At 43.5% G+C, this 23,192-nt stretch carries 21 protein-coding genes and 2 pseudogenes; 6 read left to right on the top strand and 17 right to left on the bottom strand.

Features of this window, described 5'->3' with window-relative positions:
• The first annotated feature begins 57 nt into the window (after positions 1-57).
• Together ACQ86K_RS03945 and ACQ86K_RS03950 are read left to right on the top strand one after the other, a co-directional pair.
• Entirely contained in the window at positions 58-1,170 is a 1,113-nt protein-coding gene (locus ACQ86K_RS03945; protein ID WP_431199832.1) for a hypothetical protein, read from the top strand.
• Positions 1,065-1,865, top strand: coding sequence for a MutS-related protein (locus ACQ86K_RS03950; RefSeq protein WP_431199833.1), 801 nt, complete (start codon positions 1,065-1,067; stop codon positions 1,863-1,865). Before ACQ86K_RS03945 ends, ACQ86K_RS03950 begins: the two co-directional genes overlap by 106 nt.
• 194 nt (positions 1,866-2,059) lie before the next feature.
• On the opposite strand, the gene ACQ86K_RS03955 is transcribed toward ACQ86K_RS03950, so the two are convergent.
• The 7 genes from ACQ86K_RS03955 to ACQ86K_RS03985 all read right to left on the bottom strand — a co-directional run bounded on the left by ACQ86K_RS03955 (position 2,060) and on the right by ACQ86K_RS03985 (position 10,642).
• On the bottom strand, positions 2,060-4,570 hold the full coding sequence (locus tag ACQ86K_RS03955) for an outer membrane beta-barrel family protein (RefSeq protein WP_091172102.1): 2,511 nt from the start codon (positions 4,568-4,570) through the stop codon (positions 2,060-2,062).
• Between the two features lie 331 nt (positions 4,571-4,901).
• A complete protein-coding gene (locus ACQ86K_RS03960) occupies positions 4,902-5,699 on the bottom strand; it encodes a DUF4249 family protein (protein WP_431200788.1) in 798 nt (265 codons plus the stop codon).
• Positions 5,700-5,703: 4 nt separating this feature from the next.
• Complete coding sequence (locus ACQ86K_RS03965) at positions 5,704-5,898, bottom strand: hypothetical protein (protein ID WP_431199834.1); 195 nt, start codon at positions 5,896-5,898, stop codon at positions 5,704-5,706.
• Positions 5,874-8,357 carry a TonB-dependent receptor gene (locus tag ACQ86K_RS03970; RefSeq protein WP_431199835.1) on the bottom strand — a complete coding sequence of 828 codons (2,484 nt, stop codon included), beginning with the start codon at positions 8,355-8,357 and terminating at the stop codon, positions 5,874-5,876. Before ACQ86K_RS03970 ends, ACQ86K_RS03965 begins: the two co-directional genes overlap by 25 nt.
• A 550-nt stretch (positions 8,358-8,907) precedes the next feature.
• On the bottom strand, positions 8,908-9,612 hold the full coding sequence (locus ACQ86K_RS03975; RefSeq protein ID WP_243770910.1) for a LytR/AlgR family response regulator transcription factor: 705 nt from the start codon (positions 9,610-9,612) through the stop codon (positions 8,908-8,910).
• The gene (locus ACQ86K_RS03980; protein WP_431200789.1) at positions 9,609-10,199 is read right to left on the bottom strand and encodes a sensor histidine kinase; all 591 of its coding nucleotides are present in this window, start codon (positions 10,197-10,199) and stop codon (positions 9,609-9,611) included. The genes ACQ86K_RS03975 and ACQ86K_RS03980 overlap by 4 nt, the downstream gene beginning before the upstream one ends.
• The gene (locus tag ACQ86K_RS03985; protein WP_431199836.1) at positions 10,181-10,642 is read right to left on the bottom strand and encodes a hypothetical protein; all 462 of its coding nucleotides are present in this window, start codon (positions 10,640-10,642) and stop codon (positions 10,181-10,183) included. Before ACQ86K_RS03985 ends, ACQ86K_RS03980 begins: the two co-directional genes overlap by 19 nt.
• Before the next feature lie 227 nt (positions 10,643-10,869).
• Between ACQ86K_RS03985 and ACQ86K_RS03990 the strand changes: the two genes are divergently transcribed.
• Together ACQ86K_RS03990 and ACQ86K_RS03995 are read left to right on the top strand one after the other, a co-directional pair.
• Positions 10,870-11,238 carry a glyoxalase superfamily protein gene (locus ACQ86K_RS03990; RefSeq protein ID WP_091172111.1) on the top strand — a complete coding sequence of 123 codons (369 nt, stop codon included), beginning with the start codon at positions 10,870-10,872 and terminating at the stop codon, positions 11,236-11,238.
• A 67-nt stretch (positions 11,239-11,305) separates the two neighbouring features.
• Positions 11,306-12,010 (top strand): REP-associated tyrosine transposase, encoded by a 705-nt coding sequence (locus ACQ86K_RS03995; protein ID WP_431199837.1) that lies wholly within the window; start codon positions 11,306-11,308, stop codon positions 12,008-12,010.
• Positions 12,011-12,533: 523 nt separating this feature from the next.
• Here ACQ86K_RS03995 and ACQ86K_RS04000 read toward each other — a convergent pair.
• The 7 genes from ACQ86K_RS04000 to ACQ86K_RS04030 all read right to left on the bottom strand — a co-directional run bounded on the left by ACQ86K_RS04000 (position 12,534) and on the right by ACQ86K_RS04030 (position 17,100).
• Entirely contained in the window at positions 12,534-14,633 is a 2,100-nt protein-coding gene (locus ACQ86K_RS04000) for a putative porin (protein WP_256337501.1), read from the bottom strand.
• The gene (locus ACQ86K_RS04005; protein WP_090534201.1) at positions 14,633-15,448 is read right to left on the bottom strand and encodes a purine-nucleoside phosphorylase; all 816 of its coding nucleotides are present in this window, start codon (positions 15,446-15,448) and stop codon (positions 14,633-14,635) included. The genes ACQ86K_RS04000 and ACQ86K_RS04005 overlap by 1 nt, the downstream gene beginning before the upstream one ends.
• Positions 15,432-15,596 carry a hypothetical protein gene (locus tag ACQ86K_RS04010; protein WP_431199838.1) on the bottom strand — a complete coding sequence of 55 codons (165 nt, stop codon included), beginning with the start codon at positions 15,594-15,596 and terminating at the stop codon, positions 15,432-15,434. The genes ACQ86K_RS04005 and ACQ86K_RS04010 overlap by 17 nt, the downstream gene beginning before the upstream one ends.
• Positions 15,593-16,186 (bottom strand): tetraacyldisaccharide 4'-kinase, encoded by a 594-nt coding sequence (locus ACQ86K_RS04015; RefSeq protein WP_431199839.1) that lies wholly within the window; start codon positions 16,184-16,186, stop codon positions 15,593-15,595. The genes ACQ86K_RS04010 and ACQ86K_RS04015 overlap by 4 nt, the downstream gene beginning before the upstream one ends.
• On the bottom strand, positions 16,158-16,475 hold the full coding sequence (locus ACQ86K_RS04020) for a tetraacyldisaccharide 4'-kinase (protein ID WP_431199840.1): 318 nt from the start codon (positions 16,473-16,475) through the stop codon (positions 16,158-16,160). Before ACQ86K_RS04020 ends, ACQ86K_RS04015 begins: the two co-directional genes overlap by 29 nt.
• Before the next feature lie 170 nt (positions 16,476-16,645).
• On the bottom strand, positions 16,646-16,849 hold the full coding sequence (locus ACQ86K_RS04025) for a hypothetical protein (protein WP_431199841.1): 204 nt from the start codon (positions 16,847-16,849) through the stop codon (positions 16,646-16,648).
• On the bottom strand, positions 16,834-17,100 hold the full coding sequence (locus ACQ86K_RS04030) for a hypothetical protein (RefSeq protein ID WP_431199842.1): 267 nt from the start codon (positions 17,098-17,100) through the stop codon (positions 16,834-16,836). Before ACQ86K_RS04030 ends, ACQ86K_RS04025 begins: the two co-directional genes overlap by 16 nt.
• Positions 17,101-17,185: 85 nt before the next feature.
• On the opposite strand from ACQ86K_RS04030, the pseudogene ACQ86K_RS04035 reads away from it, so the two are divergent.
• Positions 17,186-18,096, top strand: a pseudogene (locus ACQ86K_RS04035) (serine hydrolase).
• 397 nt (positions 18,097-18,493) lie between these two features.
• Here the strand turns inward: ACQ86K_RS04035 and ACQ86K_RS04040 are convergent.
• Both ACQ86K_RS04040 and ACQ86K_RS04045 read right to left on the bottom strand, forming a co-directional pair.
• Entirely contained in the window at positions 18,494-19,495 is a 1,002-nt protein-coding gene (locus ACQ86K_RS04040; RefSeq protein WP_091172120.1) for a polysaccharide deacetylase family protein, read from the bottom strand.
• The gene (locus ACQ86K_RS04045; protein ID WP_091172122.1) at positions 19,476-20,012 is read right to left on the bottom strand and encodes a hypothetical protein; all 537 of its coding nucleotides are present in this window, start codon (positions 20,010-20,012) and stop codon (positions 19,476-19,478) included. The genes ACQ86K_RS04040 and ACQ86K_RS04045 overlap by 20 nt, the downstream gene beginning before the upstream one ends.
• A gap of 55 nt (positions 20,013-20,067) precedes the next feature.
• Between ACQ86K_RS04045 and ACQ86K_RS04050 the strand changes: the two are divergent.
• Positions 20,068-20,798 (top strand): annotated as a pseudogene (locus tag ACQ86K_RS04050) (pyridoxine 5'-phosphate synthase).
• Here ACQ86K_RS04050 and ACQ86K_RS04055 read toward each other — a convergent pair.
• Positions 20,781-23,138: a gliding motility-associated C-terminal domain-containing protein gene (locus ACQ86K_RS04055; RefSeq protein WP_091172125.1), complete on the bottom strand. Its 2,358-nt coding sequence runs from the start codon at positions 23,136-23,138 to the stop codon at positions 20,781-20,783. The pseudogene ACQ86K_RS04050 and the gene ACQ86K_RS04055 sit on opposite strands and share 18 nt — an antisense overlap.
• Positions 23,139-23,192: the final 54 nt, after the last annotated feature.

Consider the following 23,192-nt stretch of genomic DNA (forward strand, 5'->3'; position numbering starts at 1 on the left):
AACAAATAAACGTTTATTTAAAATATATGTGTTTATTTTGGTTGAATTTATCTGCACATGGAACAAACAATTATAAACGATTATACGCAAAGGGCAAGCCTCGCCGCTGCAGAAGCGGCCAAATATAAAAAGCTTGCCAATACCTATTCGCTGCTGAGGCTCGGCATATTTGCTATGGTGGCCTTAACTATAGCCTTTGCCATTCACTTCGACAATTTTAGTATCATCGCCATAGCCTTTGTACTGCTGGTTTTTGCCTTTGCCTGGCTGGTAGCGCGCCAAAGCGCTTTTGAAAAGCAGAAACAGTATTATGACGATCTGCAGCAGGTAAATGAAAACGAGATAGCCAGTATCCAAACCCATGGCAATATCTACAACGATGGCGCACGCTACGCTAACGACAAACACTTTTACACTTCCGACCTGGATATTTACGGTAATGCATCGTTATACCAGCTCATCAACCGTGCAGCTACTACCCCGGGAAATAATAAACTGGCGGGTTGGCTCAATGCCCCGGCAAGCAAGCAAACCGTATCACAACGACAGGAAGCCGTTAAAGAAATAGCCGCTAAGAACAGCTGGAAGCTCGATCTGCAAACACGGCTCATTTTCGCCATAAAGCAGGATGTAAACCAACTTAAAAACCTGTTTAAATACCTGCACATTCCGCTCGATATGCCAGGCGAAAAATGGCTTGCCGCTTATACAAAAATAGCGCCATACTTGTTTACGGCGTTGTTGGTAGTTGCTTATTTTTATTCGCCGGCGAAGCTTGCGGCCATCGTGGTTGGCTTGTTTAATATGGGGGTGGTGTTTTCAAAAGCAGCCTACATCAGCAAAGCCGATCTTATTGCCGGTAAAATAGGTGATACTTTATCCAACTATGCAAATGTATTTAAGTGCATTGAAGACCAGCAATGGCAAGCTCCCTATAACAATATATTAGCACAACAGCTTAAAACAGATAAAACATCGGCTAAAATAAAAGAGCTGGGAGAGCTGATCAATAAGCTTAATTATCACCTTAACCTATTAATTGGCTTTGTACTCAACCTGTTTTTTTGTGGGATATCCGCCAGATCATCGCCATTGAAAACTGGAAACGGCAAAACCAGGACAGCCTTGAAGCCGCTTTTGATGTCATTGCCGAATTTGAATCACTCCTGAGCCTGGCCGGTTTAGTAGTAAACTATCCGGACTGGTGCTTTCCTGTTATTGACGACAGGCAGGGCTATACCCTTACAGCTAAAGCCATTGCCCACCCGCTTATTGATGTCACCAAACGCATCGAAAATGATTACGAACTGGATAATACCTTTAAAGTTGACATCATAACCGGATCAAATATGGCCGGCAAGAGTACCTTTTTGCGTACCGTGGGCATTAATACCGTGTTGGCCTTAAGCGGTGCACCGGTTTGTGCCAAAAGCATGCAGGTTTCGGTGATCACCATGATCAGTTATATGCGCATCAAAGATTCGCTCAATGAAAGTACTTCGACTTTTAAGGCCGAGCTCGACCGTCTGCAAATGCTGCTGGCCGCGGTCGAAAATGAGCCTAAGGTGTTTTTCCTGATAGATGAAATGCTGCGCGGTACCAATTCGGTTGATAAGTACCTCGGCTCAAAGGCGGTTATCGAGCAACTCATCCGCAAAAATGCGGTGGGTATGGTAGCCACTCATGATTTGCAGATAGCCCATCTCGAAACCAAATATCCTGATTACGTACGTAATTTTTATTTTGATATCCAGGTCGTGAACGGCGAAATGCTGTTTGATTACAAGATCAAGCACGGCGAGTGCAAAACTTTCAATGCCTCGCTATTGCTTAAACAGATAGGGATTGAGGTGGACGCGGAATAGAACCGGGATTTTGTCTGAACTCGAATTAAACGAATTTTAAGAATTTATCGAATTTTAAAATTCTGTCAATTCAATGAATTCAACAAATTCGAGTTCAGACAATCCTGGTTCAGAAAAAGAGCCGGAAGCATTTACGCTCCCGGCTCTTTAGTTTTTTCTTATATCCTGACTCTAACAGTCTTGACTCTTAAATATTATCGGCCTCCCGTAGGTGAACCGCCGGCACCCTGGTCGCCTTGTTTCATGTCATCATTGTTGATGCCTTTTTTCTGCTGTTGCGGGTTGCTGAAGCTTAATTTACCGAAGCTGTAGCTAAACGTTACACCAAACGAACGGAATGGGAACGCAAATTTGCTGCTTTGTGTAAATGTTGGCGTTTTTATGTCGGTATTAAAGTTTTTGTAAGTATTGAATGGCTCAATGGCATTAATACCCAATGCAAGTTTCTTTTGCATAAACTGTTTTTTAAAGCCAAAGCCCATAATGCTGAACGATGGGTTTGAGCCCTGAATGGTGCGGCGTGCCGAATTTTCAACAGCAAATGCCTCCGCTATAAAGTTGTTTGGCAGTGTAAGCTGAGCACTTAAAAATGCGTTGTACTGCACATAAGTATTGGTTTGTGTTTGCTGGTGCGTAAACTGGTCAATAGCGGTTGGCTTATAGGTGTAAGCGTTGATTTGACCGCGTATGGTCAGGATCTTGAACGGGGTTACCGAACCAAAAAAGCTTGCGCCATATGAGTTATTTACGCCAATGTTTTGATAGGTAGTTAAAGTAGCGTTCTGATCACCATTAGGTGGCAGGTTTTCAACTATACCTTCAATTAAGCCTGATGTATGCTTATAATAAGCAGACAGGTTGATCACAGACGATTTTATGAATGTGTTGTAACCCAATTCAACTGTTTGCGATATTTCGGGCGCTAAGTCGGGGTTACCCACTGTTTGTGCTGTAATATTGCTCCTGTTAACAAACGGGTTCAAAAACTGTAAGCTTGGGCGAGTTATACGCTTGCTATATGATAATTTGATAGTTTGAGTAGGTGTAAGCGCCTTTTGAAAAGTTAAGCTCGGTATAAACGTATTATAGTTTTGATCAAAAGGGCTAAGATTTTGAGCGCTATTGATTGGCTCGCCGTGAATATCCGTATTTTCAAGCCTTGCACCTGTCATAATGGAGTAGCCTTTAGGCAGAGAGAAAGTTAATACGGTGTAACCGGCCCAAACTGTTTGATTATAATTATACCTGTTTGAGTTTGGATCGCTGAATACAAAACCGCCGTTTCCGTCCGGTACAAAATAATCCGAAATACTTTTTATCCTCCTGATGATGTTTTTACCACCGGCTTCCAGCTTAAGCAGTTTGCTTACAGGTAAAGTATAGTCGGCTTGTATAGTATACTCGTTGTTTTTACCATTAATATTGTTTTCAAGGGAATCAAACACCGCCGAATACAAGTTAGTATAATCGGTAACAATTTTGCTATGGCTCCATTGTGCAGACAGGTCCAATTCATGACCTTCTTTTTTAAATTTGTGCGTGTAATCAATGTTCCAGTCAAAGCCACCAAAACTATTATGCCCGCGACCATCAGAAGTGTAAGACTGATCTTTGGTGTGATCAAAATAATAAGTTTGATTTGTGGTTGACAGCGAATGCGGATCAAAACCACCCTGATTTAAACGGATAGAAGTACGTAAGTTGTTGTACGCGTTAAAATCATAGCCAGCCGAAACAGAACCTATTACGCCGTGACGTTTAACGCGGCTGGTTCCTGTAGATGTTTGCTCATAGTGTTTGGTAGGGTCACTGTAATTAAAATTCTGATCGCTTGAGGTAAGCGAGGTTTGAGGCCATGTTGCGTTACCACCGGCGTTTGCCGATAAACTAAACCTGTTGTGGTTATAGTTGATATTGGCGTTGCCGTTGTTTTGACGTGTACCAACACCACCGCTGATTGAACCGCTGATACCTGAAACATTTTTTTGCTTGGTAATGATGTTCAGGATACCGGCCGAACCTTCTGCATCATATTTTGCCGATGGCGAAGTTACCACCTCGATACTCTTGATCTGGTCGGCAGGGATGGTTTTCAACACATCCGATAGGCTGGCAGATGTAGCACCGGATGGCTTGCCATTGATCAATACACGTACGTTCTGGTCGCCGCGGATGGATACGTTACCGTTAAGGTCGACAGCAACCAAAGGCACTTTCTGTAACACATCGGTAGCGTTACCGCCAGCGGCAGTAAGATCTTTCTCCGCGTTATAAACTATCTTATCGATCTTATTTTCGATTAATGCGGCCTGGCCAACTACCGAAACTTCTTTAAGCGCGTGTGAGCTTGGGGCCAACAGTACCTGGCCAAGCTTAGCATCTGGTTTTGATGGGGTAGTGGTTACCTGGTCAATATATTTAGTTGGGTAACCTATAAAAGAGATAGCCAGCTTATATACGCCCGGCTTTATATTGTCCAATTTAAAGTTACCTTTTTCATCGGTTACAACACCGGTAATTGGCGATTTGCCTCCGCTGCGATATAAACCAACCGAGGCGTAGTCCATTGGTTTTTTGGTTAGCGAATCAATGATAGTGCCTGATATTCTGCCTGTTGTTGTAGGTCCGCCGCCGCCCACACCAAACTGGGCCTGAGCCGATAACGCGAAGCAGAATAATGCAATAAGTATGTAAAAACGTTTCATTTAGTATTATTTTGGTAATTGGAGGCGAAAATACTTTAAATGTTACATGCTGAATTTTTATTTTTTTACAAATAGTGCATTTGTAATGTATAAGTTACACTATTATGATGTAACCGGGGATTTTACAATGGGGGATTAAAAAGAGGGATTTGCAATGAAGTGACAACGATATAAAAACCATGTCAATTAGGAGTGATAAAACTTAGGGAAGATTTACGAAGTTTTGAAACTTCGTAAATCTGGATTCAACACCGTTTTTTAGGAAAGGCACAAGTAAGCCCGGACCGGGGCAACTTGTGCCAGCAGATGATTCAATACCAATTATCAGATTTTACTCTGTCGTTACCCTCAAATTCAAGGTGTCGGCTTGCATAGCGGTAAAAATACCGAGGCCGTTAACAACATTGGTTGGGGTATTTACCAGGTTTTGTGAGCTGCCGCGGGTATTGCTGGTTAATATATTAATGTATTCGTCGTTTACCCTTAGCAATATTACTTTATAAACCCCGTAGTATTTGAAAGTGGTTTGCGTTATGCTGTATGTAGAGGCACGTTCGGTATTGATTTCGAAACTTGGGTTCCTGTTGTTCCTTACCGCTATGATCTCAAAAGGATTACTGTCGGTGTTTTTGAAAAGCAACATATGCTGTAACGAATCGGGGTTGGTCCAGGTAATGGTATCACGCACCTTATCGTTATAAGCCTGATCAAGCGTATTAGGCTCATGGAATACACTGTCGGTTAGTTTAAATCCAACTGATTTGCCCGGCATCACTGTTGACGCGCTCACAACCAAATTGTTATAGGTAAACTGCAAGGAGTAAGTTTTACCGGCAGTTACGAACGAGGCATCGCTGTAAGTGTAAGTTCCGTTTGTTCCTTCGGTGAGTTTTACAGTCTGTGTACCATTGCTTACATTAATTGTCAGCCCGGTAATGGCCGATCCATAAGTAGCAGTATCCGTCAGGTCTTTTTGCTGATAAACTTTTACTGAAAGCGGTTGCCCTGCAACCAGGTATGCTTCAACAACAGGTTTGTTTACCGCATCAGTATCAGAAGAGTTTTTTTGCAGGCCGATGCCATCATCAGGCAGCCGGCTATCAGTGCAAAAAATGTATATCGTATGTATGTTTTTATTTCCATCTTAAGCTTAATGTAACGTTAGGGGTAAAGCCGAGGTAGTTAACATCGGTAGTGATAACCTGGTTATTTTGCATCTGGTATTCGCGGTACCAGGTGTTGGTATGATTGTAAACGTTAAACAGCGACAAGCCTATAGAGCCTATTTTATGCCCGTCTATCTTCAACAGATCATATGACACTGACATGTCCAGCCGGTGATAAGCCGGCAAACGTTCGGCATTTTTATCGCTGATGTTGAGGTAAGTGATGCTGTTGCCGTCAACGGTTTTAATGGTATAGCTGGATAGGGGGGCAGTGTAAGGATGTCCGGTACTGAACAGGAAAGTGGCAGCAAAATTCCAGCGCTCGTAATGGTACATGTTGATGGATTTAAATTCATGGCGCACATCCTGGTCGGCGGCGTAATAATCAGTGCCAAAAGCTGAGAATTTATTCTGGGCCTGGGCAAGGGTATAGCTGATCCACCCGGTATAACGCCCCATTTTTTCTGCACCAAAAATTCAACGCCTTTGGCACGACCGGTTCCCTCATAAAAGTTTTCGGTAACGGTTTGTGTTTGATTTTGGTTCGCTTCCATCCTGAAACCGCCGCCGGCAGGCTGAGTTTGCCTTACTGTGTATTGGGTAAGGCCGCTCAATGTTTTGTAGTATCCTTCAACGCTGAATAAAAGCTCGTCTGTTTCGTAGCTGGTGCCCAATATGAAATGTCTTGACATCCCAACGGGGATATTGCTGTTGTTTGATAGTACCCAGAAATTACGGTTCCCCGCCAGTATATCCTCGCGGATCACCTGGTTTTCAAACTGGTAAAACTGCCCGGTAGCGCCTTTTATGGTAAATTTATCGGTAAGGCTATAACTTGCCGACAGCCGGGGCTCAAAGTACGGTTTGGATGTAGGGCCGAAATAACTGGCCCGTAAACCAGGCTGAATATGAAATTTATTGTTTGGGTCGATAGCCAGCTCGGTGTAGAAACCCGCTAACATGGCATTGTTATGCTGATTGATGAGTTTGCTTGTATCGTTTTGGGTATACTCATAATCTATTTTTTTATAGGACGCAAAACCCCCGAAGAGCAGCTTATACTTGTTGCTAACTGTCCATTCCCACTCAGATTTATAGCTTACATCCTTCAGGTTGTTGGTTTCAAGCGTGCCATTGCTCAGCGTATGTGAGATGCCGTTGGTATCGATTTGTGAAAAGCCCGAAGTACTGCGGTTCCTGTCGTTGAAATAGGATGAGTAGGTGATGTAGTTGTTGGAGTATAGTTTCTTATTCCATTGCCTGAACCATTTGATACTGCTGCCCAGGTTACCATATTTGGTATAATCGGTTATGTTGATACCGCTGCTGCCCGACGACAGGAACGATGGCAGGCCCAGTTCCCTGCTGTTATCTGTTTTATCGGTACCTGTGTACAAAGTCCATGATACTTTATCTTTTTGACTGATGCTGTACGTGTACTTGGCATCAAAATCATAAAAGTAGGAGCTTGGGGTAATCTGGTTAGCAAAACCGCCACCGCCAAAGCCTCCCCGGCCGCCGCCACCCGGACCGCCGCCCTGCGTGGTTGATGTTTGATTAAACTGGTTAAAGATCTTGTTATAAAACGGCCCCTGGTATGAGCGCCTTACTGCTAACAGCAAGGTCGATTTATCAGAAAGCGGCGTTTCCAGGTAACCGCTTGCGCTCAGCAAACTCAAATCGGTACCGATGTTGGTTTCGTTCTTGTTACCCTCTTTGCCGTTGAGTTCGGTAACGCTCGAAAGCCTGCCGCCATATTTGGCCGTAAAGCCGCCTTTATATAATTGCACATCCTTAATGGCACTGGCATTGAAAGCACTGAAAAAGCCATACAGGTGATCAACCTGGTAAATGGTAAAACCATCCAGTACAACCAAATTCTGGTCGGGCGTGCCGCCGCGTACATATGCACCTGATGATGACTCGTTGGTACCGCTTACGCCGGGCATCAGCTGGAAAGCCCGCAGCACATCCTTATCGCCCATGGTTGGCAGCTTATCTAAATTGGCCGGCGAAAGCTGTAACACGCCAACCTGCCTGCTATCGGTATTCATAACGCCGCTTTTTTTACCCGTAATAGTAACCTCGTTTAAGCTGTTGAGCGATGAATATAACCCACAGATCAGCGGCGAATTCAGCTTTTCGCTACTCAGCCTAAAATAGTCCGTTTGGTAACCTGTATAGGAGACCTCCACTACCGATGTATCTGAAGGTACCCTGAACATCGTAAAATAACCATCAGCATTGGTCATAACGTTGAGGTCGGTCCCCCTGATCTTCACCGTAGCCGATGGCAGCGACTCGCCTGTTTGCTGATCAATTACCCGCCCGTTAATACTCACCAAAAAATGTTTGGGTTTGGCTTTGGGCGCCTCAATCTCTTTAGCCTTTACCGCGTTAGATGCCTGCAATGACAACTTGTTGAGTTTTTGCAGCCGCGCCAGATCGTCGGTGTTTTGGAGGATGTAGATAGTGCCGGTTGATTCTATCCAGTAATGCAGGTTGTTTTCATTGCAAACCTTGGCAATTACATTTTTAAGCGGTTCTTCAAAAAAGTGCTCCACAACGTCCATTTCATGTAAAGGCTCCCGTTCAAATACTATGCGGACTTTATAGTTCATGGCCAATGTATCAAAGAGCTCATCAAGCGGACACGAAAAAAATGGTTAACTACAATCTTTTTTAGCTTTTGTTGGGTTTGCTGACCATGGGCCACCGTACCGCACAAAATCAGGGAGCTTATTAACATTAGGGAAAATTTCTTCATGTAGGGGTATATTTTCTTCGATGCCGAAAATGCACCATGTTTTGAAGCGCCTCAAATAAAATCGACCATGGGAGGTTTTCTGTAGACCAGATGCCCGGATGTGTGGCAGGGGTATTGGTAGAGTAGCCTATTATTTTACTATGAAAAGCGTGGCCTCGTGCGATTCCCCTCTTGAGAGGGGCGGAGGGGTGTGTTTCCGCGCTGACAAGCTTACGGCAGAAACACACCCCTACTACCACTCTTTCCTGCCGCGCCCCCTCTCAAGAGGGAATTTCGGAAGCTGTAAGAAAAGCAGCGTTATCGCTATGGGGAGGAACGACAGAAGCAATCTCGTAGCTATGCAGATCGGACGTGCATTAGCTAAGAGATTGCCGCGCTACGCTCAATGACATATTTTGTGAAGCCTACACCTTCCCTATCATCCTGTTTATCACATCACGATATCCATCACTTAATGGTATCTCGGTGTTGATGAGTTTGATACGGGCACGGCGCATTTGGGATACGTGATCGAGGTTAACGAGGTATGATTTATGTACCCGGAAAAACTGGTCGGGCGGTAATTGTAGTTCAATTGCTTTGAGGCTGATGCGGGACAATACCGGTTTTTGCTGATTGATGAGGTGAACTTTTATATAATCTTTAAGCCCTTCAATGTATTCAACCTGATCAAAACTGATCTTAACGAGGTTATAATCAGCATGCAAAAAGAAATAGTTTTTTGTGGTTGGCTGCGGCACATAACTGCGGCGAAGCTCATATAAGTCGAGCGCTTTGTGGCAGGCCTTCAAAAAGCGGTCTAAGGGTACAGGCTTAACCAGGTAGTCAACCACATCAAGTTCAAAACCTTCAACCGCAAATTTTTCATAAGCGGTTACAAATATCACCATGGGCTTCTGTGTCAAGCTCCTGATGAGTTGTAAACCATTGATGCCGGGCATGTATATATCACTGAAAATAAGGTCTATCTGCTCCTTTTGCATGGCTATGATAGCCTCGCCCGCGTTGCGGCAACGCGCCACTACCTGTATGGTATTTACATGCTTCAGGTTGTCTTCCAGCAAGTCGAGCGCAAGCGGCTCATCGTCAATTATTAAACATCGCATCATTTAAGTTCCAGTTGCAGCATAACTATATAAGCCTGCTCGTTTTTGTTGATATATAGATTGTGTTTGCCGGGGTATAACAGCTCAAGCCGGCGTTTAACATTAGCCAGACCAATACCCGAGGCGTTATCCTTACTGTATTCGGTTGGGTTGTACACGTTTTGTACGCTGAAACGCAGGTTCTTTTCGTCGGTAAAAAGTGTGATGGTTATAGCCGGCGCATCAATATCGCCCGTGCCATGCTTAAAGGCATTTTCTACAAAGGGGATCAGCAGCATGGGTTCAATACTTTTTTCAGGAGCTTTAATATCGGAGCTAAAGCTGATCTTTACCTGGTCGCGAAAACGGAGTTGTTGCAGCTCGATATAGCTGCGGAGGTAGTCTTCTTTTTGGCACAGCATAACTTTTTCGGCATCGGTTACATAAAGCATATAACGGAGTAATTTAGAAAGCTGGATGAGTGTAGGCTCAACTGCCGAAGGGTTTAAACGTGAAAGCGCCACCGCACTGTTAATCACATTGAAAATAAAATGCGGACTGATCTGCGAACGTAAAAATGCCAGTTCAGAGATCAGCGAAGCATTATCAATGTCCTTTTTTTATTGATGGCTTTAAACTGATCGGCCAGGTAGTGATAAGCAAAGCTGCCGGCGGTGACAGATAATAAGGGGAAAATAACCAGGAACGGCCCCGGAGGGCGACGATGATGCCCCATCCAGGGAAAATGAGGCACAGGGAAATAATGTCGTACTTCCATTAGTATTACATTGAACACCACAAAGGAGGCAAGCAAGGCAAAAAAGTAAAGCCAGATATTATTTTTTAAGATCCTGGGAATAAGGAAAAACGCATTCAGGTAAAATTCGGCGGCAAGCACCAGGTTAAAACTGATAATGTGCCCCGATGAAAAAGCAGGCTGCGGAAAGCCGCGCATATCCGGCCTGGAAATGATGGGCGTAAAAATGATCAACGCCCAAAATAACAGGTGGATACAAATTTCGATAATCAGCGCCGGCTTTATCCGTTTAAACATATCATGCTAAGGTAGCCTCATTTTAAACCCGCACTCAATGTAATAGACGATGGGGCAAAATGTGCCGACGAAAGTACGGTATCTGTTGTATGGAACCCTAATTTCAGGTGCTGCACAAGGCATATTTAACATCTATTAACATTTAAAGGCGGCTAATTGAAAACAAGCGGTTTCGCTGTATAAAACGGTGGCATTTTCCGTTAAATTTGTTTAACAACTAATTACCTATGTCAATAACCAAACCTATCCTCCGAATTTTTGATTATGACAAAGCCATTGAATTTTATATCAACTGGCTTGGCTTTAAAACCGATTGGGAGCACAAACCCGAAGGTGTACCGGTATACATCCAAATTTCCCTGCGCGATTTAGTGCTTTACCTCTCCGAACATCATGGCGATGCGAGCCCGGGCAGCCATATAGCGATCGATGACTTTAGTGAGCTAAGGGATTACCACGCCCACCTCATCGCAAAAAAATACAAATATAACCGCCCAGGTTTGGAAGTACCCGAATGGAATGACAAGGCTATCATGATGACTGTTCATGATCCGTTTGGTAACCGGTTAACTTTTAGTGAGGAGTTGAAGGGATAAGCCTGTCGATCTCTTCACATCTTTAAAAAAAATGTCATTTCGATAGAGCAGGGGCGGACTGAGTAGTGTGGCGAAAGAGAAATCTTTTGCATCAGACTCTACAACTATGGCTGTAAATGCCCGTTTTAGCGCAAGTGTTGTGTGGTTGGCTGGAGGGGGTGCTCACTTGTGCTTTCTTTATACTTTTATAATTGTATTTAACTATTTTCAGTGCGTGAGTACTAAATATAAATTCGCCAATCCGGAGGGGATATACTTCGTGACTTTCGCCGTTGTTCATTGGGCCGATGTTTTTACAAGAAACATTTATCGTGATATCTTACTTGATAGTTTTCGTTATTGTATAAAGGAAAAGGGTTTAATTATTTATGGGTTTGTTATTATGAGCAATCATGTTCATTTGGTCATAGGCAAAAAAGGGGATCAAAGTCTATCGGCCATTATGCGGGATATGAAAAAGTTTTCATCTGTTAAAATCATCAGGGAAATTATAGAAAACCCGGCAGAAAGCCGAAAACTCTGGATGCTTAAACTCTTTGCTGACACAGGAAAAGCAAATACAAATAATACCCACTATCAGTTATGGCAACAACAAAATCATCCGATTGAAATTGAACCACACTCAAATATGTTTGATCAAAAGTTGAATTATATTCACCAAAACCCTGTTAAAGCAGGATGGGTTAACGAACCTTCAGCATATGTTTATAGTAGCGCCGCTAATTATGAAGAAAAGGGCGGCATTTTGGGGGAAGTTGAAGTAGCACATTGATATTATTAGTTCCAGAAGGCACAAGTCATCCACCCTCATGCCAGCCACACAAGACTTGCGCCAGAAAATGTTAAAGCAGGATGGGTTAACGAACCTTCAGCATATGTTTATAGTAGCGCCGCTAATTATGAAGAAAAAGGAGGGGTTTTGTTGGAAGTTGAGGTAGCATATTAATTTAGATTTTTTTTGAGTTTTAGCGCAAGTCTTGAGCCCCCGGAGATGCGTAGTTGGAGACTTTGTGCTTCGACAATATGTCTTGCTGTCTAAAGCCCAAAGGCACAAGTCATCCACCCTCATGTCAGCCACACAAGACTTGCGCCAGAAATGGGAGACACAGCTTGCAGAAGGCACAAGTCATCTACCCTCATGCCAGCCACACAAGACTTGCGCCAGAAAAGGAAGAAAAGGGCGGCATTTTGGGGGAAGTTGAAGTAGCACATTGATATTATTAGTTCCAGAAGGCACAAGTCATCCACCCCCATGCCAGCCACACAAGACTTGCGCCAGAAAATGAGGATCTTTATTAATTATAAAACGTCCATGAAACGCCGAACTTCAGGATGGCATCCTGTTGTGGGTAACGGTTAACTGTGTAATAGCCTTTACTCCAGGCCCGCTGGTTGATGTAATCATAAGCAACAAACAGGTTGGTACGCTGCAGGGTTGCTTTGAAAAATACACCAAATATCGGATAGGATGAAAACGTTACGTTTGCGCCGTTATAAAACTGGCCCAATCCCGGGGCGTATGAAGGGGCAACATATTCTGTATTATACCTTCCATTTATACCCATACTGGCATGCAGTACATTAAGCAAAACCCTGTTAACATATAAGCTGCTGTAAGCATATACTTCCGGGGTACGAAGCGTGTTTTGATAATCGGTTTTTTGGTATACCACGTAATTATCAAAGTGCAGGCTCCGGTAAGTGAAGTTTTTACCCAAACTTACTTTTAACAGGTTGATAGAGTTGTTAAGCTGAGCCGGGCGCGCATCGGTACCGCCATCCTGGGCTGTAAAATACAGGTAATTGCTGATCAAAAAGTATTCGGCTTTTAAATCAATTTGCAGGGCATTGTTAATGTAGTTGAACGAAGCGCTGGTTGTTTTTTGATTACTGAAATCATTATGAAAAATATAATGATTAGAGATCCAGTTATTATAAACCAGCGGCGGCGAGCTGTTTTGTGAATAGGCTTCTAAAACGATCTTGCCGGTTTTTTTGCCGCCTGCCAGGGTAAGTTTGGCATCATATAAGTAATTACCAAAATCACGGCCCTGGGCAATCTGCCTGAAATCGGCGTCGAGCGCAATGCGGTCGCTAAAGCGATAACCCAGTTTGGCTTTCAGCGTAATATCCTGGAAAGTGTTGTGCTGTACCTTGTCCTGGTGAACGTATTTTACACCATACTCGTTTAGGGTGGTATCGCTAACATATTGGTTATACGAATAAAAATCGTGTACAAGCCCTAAGTCAAGCTTAAGCTCGTTCTTTACAAATTTTACCGATTTACTTCGCAGATAAAAGCTATACAAAAACTCATTTTGAATATGCGTGACGACTGTTGAATCCCTTGACCGGTTATTGCTGTAATAATAATCGGGGAACACATTATAGGTATCAACACCGCTTTGCTTATACAGGTACCTGCTGTTTGATACATGAAGGGTATGCGATACACGTTGGGTAGGGAGGATCTTTGAATTGTCTTTCCCCTTATTCAAACTATCTATCCGGCCTAAATAATAAAACTGTTTAATGTAAAGGCCCTTATCGTTCCAGTTTTCATAACTATACGGTAAACGTACCGCTGCCCTGTCTTTTGAAAAGGCGTTATTTACATTGGTACTCGTAAACACCGAATCGTTGAGAATGCTGCCCGTTTCGGGGGCTTTAAGGTTGTTAAACAAAAGGTTGGCCAACAGGTTATATCGTTTGCTTTTTGATTCGTACCAGGTAAAAATAGAAGCATTCAAATCGCTCACGTTTTGGCCAAGCACGTTGTTAAAATTGTAGAAACCTCTTGATCCGTTGAAATTAAGGTTAAAACCAATGTTCCAGTTAGGCTTTATATTTTGGGTATGGATGATATTGAACAGTTGAATGGCCGAACCACCAAAGGCGTTGTACAAGGTAAGCTTGGTGTAGGGTACGCGTGTGTTATAGTAATTGATATCCTGGGGCTTTAATGCGTAAATATCAAGCGCATGCAAGCCCAGGTCAAAGCCTATGGTTCTGCTGGGTTCAAAAAGCAAAGGCCGTTGTGACAAACCAATATTACCCAAATGAATACGGGGACTGCGTGGATCAATAAGCGGACTATAGATCTCAAAGTTGGTGATACCGGTATCAATCGGAAACAGCTGCGTACTATCATTCAGCAAACGCTCGTTGGTAACGCGGATAAATTTGGAGCTAAAAACTACCGAATCCTTTTTGTTTTCTTCTTTTCGTCTTAAACTGTCCAGCAGTTGGTCGTCGGTCAGCTGTTTTTCCTGTCGGCGTGCAGTATCACGGGTAGGCAGGTTACGCGGATTTGTACGGGTACCATACTGCGCAAAAGCGGCTTGTACCGATAAGCACATCAGCAATAAAAAAATATATTTGAGCTTTTGGCGCATTAATTACCGGCTATCAGTTCTTTAAGTATCAGGGTCATTTTGGGTTCGGCTTCCTGCGCAATAGCAATAATCTCTTCCAATGTTATGGGCTTAAGCACTTCCGGGAAGCCTTCATCTGTTAATACCGAAATAGCAAACGTCGGGATCCCCATGTGGTTAGCAACAATAACCTCGGGCACGGTGCTCATGCCAACTGCATCGCCGCCAATGATACGCAGGTATTTGTATTCGGCACGGGTTTCCAGGTTAGGGCCGGTTACGGCTACGTATACCCCTTTATGGCAGGTGATGTTATTTTTTTGAGCGATGGCTAAACCCTTTTCGATCATATCATGACGGTAAGGTTCGCTCATATCAGGGAACCGCGGGCCAAGCTCTTCATAATTGCGGCCAACCAGCGGGTTTTGAGGCTGCAGGTTAATATGATCTTCAATGATCATCAGGTCGCCCTTTTTAAAATCGGGGTTAAGCGAGCCGCTGGCGTTTGAAACATATAGCGTTTTAATGCCCAGGTATTTCATCACCCTAACCGGGAAGGTGATCTGCTGCATATTGTAGCCTTCGTAATAATGCAAACGGCCCTGCATGGCCACAACTTTAACGCCTGCAAGGGTACCAAAAATCAGCTTCCCCGAGTGGAACTCCAATGTTGAGATAGGGAAATCAGGAATGTTGGAATACATGAGTTGTTTTTCAACTTCAATTTCTTTTACTAGGCCGCCAAGGCCGGTACCTAAAATTATACCCACTTCGGGTTCAAAATCGCCTATCCGGTTTTTGATGTACCGGGCGGTGCCTTCAATATTGTCTAACATATGTTTGTACTAATTCGTCAAATTGTTGTTGCCCGTTATTTAAAAAACTAATGCCTATGGGCAGCACCAAAATGGGCAGTTTTTTAACCATCGCAAGCAGGTCCTGTTCCCCTAAACGCTGTGCATCCTTTTCTGTTGTGATGATCACTTTTTTTGTGATGCACAGGCCGAAAATTCATCGGCAAGTTTACTGATATTTTTTAAGCTAAAACTGTGATGGTCGGGATAATTATGATGAACAACCAGGGGTGTTTGCTTTTTCAGATGCGACAATAACGGTTTTGGATTAGCTATTCCCGTAAGCAGGAAAACCGTGGTTTGATCGTCGATGGCATTTGTAACCGGGGCGCCATAGAGAGTTTGGGCCGGCAGATAGTTTATGGTGGTAAAAAATAGCGACTGGTGCGGATACGGTTTGATCCGTTTAATCACGCGGCCTTGTTCCAGATCGGTAAGCGAAGCCGGACATTTACTGATGATGATGACATCCGCCCTTTTGCGCCCGCCGAATGGCTCGCGCAGGTTACCCGCCGGGAGCAGAAAATGGGGTTCGTTAACACGGCTGTAATCAAAAAGCAAAATGCTCATGCCCGGTTCAAGCGCACGGTGCTGGTAGGCATCATCTAAAATAATAACATCATGATCGTCTTTTAACTGCTCAACGCCATCAACCCGCTTTTCGCAAACGGCAACATCAAGATCCGGGAATTTATGTTTGAACTGCGCAGGTCTCGTCACCGATATCCGAGGCTTTACTTTCGCCAGATGCCAGCAAAAAACCTTTGGTAATACGACCGTAGCCCCGGCTAAGCGTGGCAATTTTATAATTACCCTTCAACAGCCTGATCAGATATTCGGTCATAGGGCTTTTGCCGGCACCGCCAACATCCAGGTTGCCGACTACGATCAGCGGCATGTCAAAACCAGTGCTTTTGAAAATTCCCCGGTCATAACACCAGTTGCGAATAGCCGTAACCAGGGCATAGATCAGCGAAAACGGGATTAAAAGCCAGCGAAGGAATTTCATAAATGATTTTGCGGGCCGTCATTGCGAGGTATGAAGCAATCCCCGATGTGCAGGTCGGCAGTGCAAGCCCCTCTGTATAGTTTGGGATTGCTTCGTACCTCGCAATGACGTCCTTTCTTCTTTTAAATTTCTGAAGAGCAACAAAGTTAATATTTGATGCCGATTTACTATCAGTCTATCACGCCAAACTGCTTCAAATGATGTGTAAAATGCTTTCCGTGCCATATGGTCCACTCGTAATAATCCATAGGGCCAAAAGCACCGTGGATCACTTTAACATCGGGGGTATTGAAATACCTGTCGAAAGTGTCAAGTTCTTTCATGAGCTGATTAATAGCTGTTTCCAAATTGGGGTAGATTAAGGTATCAGCCAATTCTTCCAAAAAATATTACGGGGTATTTCTGCATCGGTATAAACGGCGGCGTGTTTACGTGCAGCTGTATTGTCATCCGGGCCATCCCAGGCTGGTATTTTTACACCGTTGGTATACTGAACCTGGTCAATAAGGTGCTCGATCATTTGCTGCGGTTTCATTTTGCCCCAAAGTGGCGCTGCTTCGGGCCGCAGGTTGAGCATTAAGCGGTACAGCACTTTGCGGTTGGTAATATCAACAAAATGGTTCATGGGCTAACGGATGTTTTAGCAAATATAAACGAGTGATTGCCTGTTATATTAAAATTTGTATTTTCATTTTTTAAATTGCCATCACATGAAACATAAACTTACCTTACTGTTGTTGACATTGTTAGCAGCACCGGCATTTGCACAAACCGACAGTAAACTCACCGCTAAATTGAATGAAGCTGTCAAAGATTTTCAGGGCCAGGTTGGCATTTATGTACATAACCTAAAAACCGGTAAAACAGCCGAAATCAATGCCGATACCTTATTCCCTACGGCCAGCATGATCAAAGTGAGCATTCAATGCGGGGTGATGGATAAGATAGAAAAAGGTGAGCTGAAGTATAATCAAAAATTAGTTTACCGAGATTCATTGCTTTATGCAGGTGAAGATTTGCTGGGCTCGTTCAAAGATAAAGACACTGTACAATTGAGTAAAGTGGCTATGCTCATGATCACCATGAGCGATAACACCGCAAGTTTGTGGCTGCAAAAGCTGGTGGGCGGCGAATATATCAACAACTGGCTCAATCAAAATGACTTTAAGGTAATGCGGGTAAATTCACGTGTGCCGGGCAGGGAAGCTATCCGCAAGATCTATGGTTGGGGAGTAAGCACCCCCGCGAAATGTGCCGCCTGTTTGCCATGATACGCGAAGGTAAGGCGGTAAGCCCGGCAGCCAGCGAGCGGATGTACCGTAACATGGGCCGCATTTACTGGGATGAGCACGCGTTGTCGCAAATTCCGCCTTATATACATACCATTTCCAAACAGGGAGCGGTTGATGAATCAAGGTCAGAAACCGTGCTGGTGAATGCCCCGCATGGAGATTATGTGTTTTCGATCATTACTAATCATAACAAAGATACCAGTTGGACACCCGACAATGAGGCTGGATTGCTGATCAAAAAAGTATCGGCCCTGCTTTGGCATTATTTTGAACCTGGAGATAAATGGCAACCAGCACACGGAGTTGAGAAGTTTATGTTGAATGAGTAAATAATTAAAAGGCATTGCTGCTTCTCGTAGCGTAAAGTCTTGAGAGAAAGTCATGAGACATCTGTTTTTAGCACCCGGATAAAACGATGCAGACACCATTCTGAATATACTGTTAAATTAAGGTGAAAAAAATATGAGATTTATATAAATGGATGTTATATGGTGCAAAAGAATTAAATTGTAACAAAGCCCATGAAATTATTAAAATCATGTTTATATTTACAATTCAATTACGGGTATCCAAACCCGGATTTGTGATAAGGTTTAGGTTTAAAGCCCCATGCAGCGAGTGCTATGGGGCTTTTATTTTAGGTCATACTCAAAAAACTTAAAAACTAAACTTCGTAAGTCTGCGCATTTGCACTGCTAATTGCCACTGTGCACGGCCGGCTTTTCCTCACGGCGTTTCACTAAACTCTTCATCCACACTTTCGCGTAAATCATACAGTAACCATTGCTTACCGGCAATTGATCGTGTTTTTGACTGCAGTAGTTTAATGAAATCGTTAACGCCTACAGGTTCATTGCCGTTTCCGTGTATGAGCACAATACTGCCATTTTGGGGTTGTTGGCCTTTAGCCAGCCATGCATCGGTACCAACCGGGATCAAGCCGAAACCGGTAATTCGGTATACCAGTTGCTGATCAGATACCAGGCCCGGGAAGCGGAAAAATACAGATGGTAATAGCCCATTACGCAGCATGGCCTGTTCTGTTTCCAGTACTTCATAACTAATATCTGTTCCTGGTTCAAGTAAAAAGTTTTCTTTAAGCGGAGCTTTCAGGCTAACCCGGTGATTGAAGGAATGATTGATCCAGGTGATGTAGATCTCACGGTTAGCCTGCATTTGTTTTAGCCAGGCCAGGTCCTGCGGGTGCTGGCGCATCCAGATGCCGGTTATGGAAAGCGCTATTGGTACAGGGCGCTCTACTTTTTTAAATTCGGTGAAAATGTCGGTGAAGATGCGTTTATCCAACGGGCGGTGCGATGGGCAAAGGTCGGCGGTAAGGCTGATGCCGGTTTGTTTGGGGATTCCGCTTTCGATGCCTGCGTCCTGGATGTTGACAGATTGTTTTTCGGCTTTACTGAGCGCCTTTTGATAAGGTGTACTTTTAAAAAACTCACGCGCCTGCTCCATCGTCATGGGTTTGATCTGATAAAAGCTGCTTTCGTTTATTTTGGTTTCGAGGGTTTGCGGGTTCACCATCAACAGGTAATTGCGCCCTTCATTATCAAAGCGGCGAAGGATCATCCAGTCTTGCGGATAATTATGCGCCCAGCCATAGTAAACCTTGTAGTTCCCGATTTTGCGGTAAACGGTTTGCGCTGATGTTTGCTCAATAAAAATGGTAGAAGTGCAAAATAGCGCGAATATTAAATTAGTGAATGTTTTGTTCATGAGGTTTTGCATCCCAGTTTTTGCCGGCAACAAAGGTACTGACAACTAATATCAGCATAAAAATGATAATAAAAGTCAGTACATAATGATCGAAAAGCAGGCGTTCTGAAGGCAGTGGCCCCGGTTGTTGTCGGTCAAGCGCAGAAAGGGGAGGATAAACTGTCCATCCATCCCCCGCATGAGTTGTATGCTGTTCAAAAAACAGAACTGTTTTGTAAATATTAAAAGTTGAAAGTATTAAAGACAAATTGCTTATTATCAGGATGATATTTATGTGTTGCTTTTTAAAACGACTGGTTAATGACCGGATCAAATAAACGATAGCTGTAAGCAATAGAAACGGAAATAAAGTAAAATCTATCCAGTTGAATGGAAGTGTGAAATAGGTGTCATGCAGCGCTATGTCGAAACTTGAATTTCCCCAAAAAATACCCAGCAAAAAGCGTATACCAAATGCAATAAATAAATACAGTATTATCAATACGATCAGCTCGGTGATAAATTGTTTAGGCTTCATGGTTTAAAGTTAAATATATCCGCCAATTTATCTAAATGATCTATAACTTTGAAGTATGACCCGTCTATCTGTCAACATCAACAAAATAGCCACCCTTCGTAATTCGCGGGGGGCAATAATCCCGACCTGATCCAGGTTGCTAAAGACTGTGAACGTTTTGGCGCGCAGGGAATAACGGTGCACCCCCGGCCCGATGAGCGCCACATTCGTTATAACGATGTGTTTGAGCTTAAGAAAATTGTTACTACAGAATTTAATATTGAAGGCAATTGCCAGGAACAAAAATTTATCGACCTGGTGCTTGCCAATAAACCCGAGCAGGTTACCCTGGTACCTGATGTTTTAGGGCAGATCACCTCTAATCATGGCTGGGATACCATCACCAATTATCATTATTTAAAAGATATGATAGCGGTATTTAAAGAAGCCGGGATCCGTGTATCTATTTTTGTTGATCCAATACCTGCAATGGTTGAGGGCGCAGCCAAAACCGGTACCGACCGTGTAGAACTTTATACCGAAGGCTATGCTACTCATTTTCCGCAGGGGAAAGAACTTGCTATTGCTCCTTATATCGAGGCAGCAAAAGCGGCTCAGCAGGCTGGTCTGGGTCTTAACGCCGGTCACGATCTGGATTTACATAACCTGAAATATTTTGCAGAAAATATACCCGGCCTGCTTGAGGTAAGCATTGGGCACGCCCTGGTAAGCGATGCCTTGTATTATGGTTTGGAAAACACTATCCAAATGTACTTGAGGCAATTATCGCTAACGGATAATGCTTAAACTGCCCGATAATAAGCCACAGCCCGAGCTGAGGTTAATGATATAATAATAGCTGCCCGTAGGTAATGGTTTGCCATTATAGGTGCCGTTAAACGGGTGGCTGTATCCTATGGAGTTAAAAATATTTTTGCCATAACGGTTAAATATTTTTACGGTGGCCGATGGATAGTTTTCCATTCCTGCTATCTGCCAGTAATCATTGATACCATCATTATTGGGGGTAATTACATTGGCAATATTAAGGTTTGAAAGGCCTACACTTACATCAACCTTTGTGCGGGTGCTTTCACAAGCGTTGCTAAAACGGCTTATATAATAACTCCGGTTGGCGGTAACGTTTACTTTAAATTTGCCATTGGGTTCCTCATCAAGTGGAGTAGTACTGGTTTCACTATCATAAAGCCTGTAGGTTGACGTTGTTACCGGATTGCTAACAGGTATAACGGTTTCGCCAGGACCGCACAATTGAAAGCTGCTTATCACAGGCGGATCGATAACAAGCTCCTGGTTAAGCAGGGTAATGTGATAGGGCACAGCGCAACCGTCCGGATCGATGGTTAGTGTATATGTTCCGCCGGGAAGCCCGTCGATATCCAGTGTGTTGCGTATTACATCTCCGGCTTCATTTGTCCACCTTAATGGTGGTGTACCGCCGTTTGTATTGATAAGCTTTAAATTACTGATGCTGCCATTTGCTGCATCGCAGGAAGCATTCACTTTTTGAAGCCCTGAATCATCAATGCCGGGATTTGAACTGGTTAAGGTTATGGGGATAGATTTGGCAAAACAATTTCCGTTATAGCATTTGGCGTAATAGGTGCCAACGCCAACACTCTCCAGTTTAGGGCCACCGGATTGTACTAATTGATCCTGGTCATTATACCAGTCAACCCCGATAACGTTCTTTAAGTTTTGCAGGGTGATTGATCCGTTGTTTTTAAAACAAGTAGGATTAACCTTCACATAATCGGCGGCCGACGTCGAAATGACCGGTTGGGTAAATTCAGATGAGCTATTGTTAAGTGTAGCATTTGCCACCAGCTTTTTATTGTGAAAATCGCCAGTAAACTTCCAATTACCCGCTGCGTCTGCAACAACCGTAACCAGGTATTGTACCGGGTTACAAACAGAGCAATCTGTATTGTCATTATAAATGTAAATAGCAGCTCCCGGCGATGCCGTTCCTGAAAATTCGGCGGCACTGTTTACAACTATATTAATGTTGGGAATGGCTGTGCCACTTGATATCAGGTATGGTGTTGTATTGCAGGAAATACTGTTTTTGGCTATAGTAATATTGTTTGATTCGACCGCATAGAAAGCGCCGCCGTCATTACTAAAGATATTGATATCGTTATCATTATCATCGCCAATAAAAGCATTATTGCATTTAAATAAGTACATACCCGAATTACCCGGTATACTGCTTTGCTTATTACGCATAAAAGTGAAGCTGTTTACAGATATAAACTGAAATTGTGTAGAACAAAAATCATTGTCGGCTACCTGCGTATTGCTTCCCTGAAACCGTACAAGTATGGATGCCCCGTTTACGCGGTTGTCCTGCCCGTTCACATCAAGTGAAAGCGAGTTATTGATAAACTTATTATCAATTCCGTTCAGGGCTATCGCGGTAGCAAAATAGTTTCTTTCTTTTGAGGTAGGGCCACCCACTAATGAGTTATCGGCGGTTATATCAAGTGCATACCCTAATTCAACAACATTTGTTCCCGATTCATCATAACCAATAAAATTTGATTGGATATTGATATTATCATTATTCTTTGAGTCGGTTAGTGAGTTGGTGCCGCAATACACACCGTAGATGTTATCGCAAAAAACATTTCCTTTATCCGGTGCGCCTATGGTAATATTGGTACAATCGTAAGCGGATATAGCGGTGAAAAGCAGGTTGCCGTTAAAGTTTGTGAGTTTGCTGCTGTAACCTTTTATGCATAAGCCATATATTTCCACATTGGTAACTTCGGTCATCAACAGGGCTGCTGCTTTAGTACCCGGAAAAGTATAGCTAACATCGGGTATGATATAAACCCTGGCGTCACTCCTGCCGAGTTTGGGTGTTGGCTGTGTGCTGCCGTCGATAATTAAATTAGAGGTAACCTCGGGGAGCTGCGTAAAAAGTGTGATGGTCACGCTGCCCGGCAGGTTAAAATTAATAACATCCTGCTGAATTGTGCCATTGGCGGCTGCCTTAGTAAGGGCCTCGCGCAGTGTGCCCGTTCCTGCATCGGCATTACTCGTAACGGTAAATACCGAGGCCTCTGCATTTAAACAGGTCAGCAATAAAAATAGCATAAACAGAAACAACTTGTGTTTCATGGCTGCAACCTAATCTGAATGTTAGTTTATAAATTGATTTGGGCAATAAACTGG

This window comes from Mucilaginibacter sp. P19 (assembly GCF_050632265.1).
Classification (GTDB): domain Bacteria; phylum Bacteroidota; class Bacteroidia; order Sphingobacteriales; family Sphingobacteriaceae; genus Mucilaginibacter; species Mucilaginibacter gossypii.

Bases quoted from the DNA above. Each gene is read 5' to 3' on its own strand.
- ACQ86K_RS04030 (WP_431199842.1), bottom strand. From the start codon at position 17,100: ATGAACCATTTTGTTGATATTACCAACCGCAAAGTGCTGTACCGCTTA.
- ACQ86K_RS04055 (WP_091172125.1), bottom strand. From the start codon at position 23,138: ATGAAACACAAGTTGTTTCTGTTTATGCTATTTTTATTGCTGACCTGT.
- ACQ86K_RS03990 (WP_091172111.1), top strand. From the start codon at position 10,870: ATGTCAATAACCAAACCTATCCTCCGAATTTTTGATTATGACAAAGCC.
- ACQ86K_RS03965 (WP_431199834.1), bottom strand. From the start codon at position 5,898: ATGTCAGTGTCATATGATCTGTTGAAGATAGACGGGCATAAAATAGGC.
- ACQ86K_RS04040 (WP_091172120.1), bottom strand. From the start codon at position 19,495: ATGAACAAAACATTCACTAATTTAATATTCGCGCTATTTTGCACTTCT.
- ACQ86K_RS04020 (WP_431199840.1), bottom strand. From the start codon at position 16,475: ATGAAATTCCTTCGCTGGCTTTTAATCCCGTTTTCGCTGATCTATGCC.
- ACQ86K_RS04005 (WP_090534201.1), bottom strand. From the start codon at position 15,448: ATGTTAGACAATATTGAAGGCACCGCCCGGTACATCAAAAACCGGATA.
- ACQ86K_RS03975 (WP_243770910.1), bottom strand. From the start codon at position 9,612: ATGATGCGATGTTTAATAATTGACGATGAGCCGCTTGCGCTCGACTTG.
- ACQ86K_RS03985 (WP_431199836.1), bottom strand. From the start codon at position 10,642: ATGTTTAAACGGATAAAGCCGGCGCTGATTATCGAAATTTGTATCCAC.
- ACQ86K_RS04045 (WP_091172122.1), bottom strand. From the start codon at position 20,012: ATGAAGCCTAAACAATTTATCACCGAGCTGATCGTATTGATAATACTG.
- ACQ86K_RS04000 (WP_256337501.1), bottom strand. From the start codon at position 14,633: ATGCGCCAAAAGCTCAAATATATTTTTTTATTGCTGATGTGCTTATCG.
- ACQ86K_RS03970 (WP_431199835.1), bottom strand. From the start codon at position 8,357: ATGAACTATAAAGTCCGCATAGTATTTGAACGGGAGCCTTTACATGAA.
- ACQ86K_RS03955 (WP_091172102.1), bottom strand. From the start codon at position 4,570: ATGAAACGTTTTTACATACTTATTGCATTATTCTGCTTCGCGTTATCG.
- ACQ86K_RS03945 (WP_431199832.1), top strand. From the start codon at position 58: ATGGAACAAACAATTATAAACGATTATACGCAAAGGGCAAGCCTCGCC.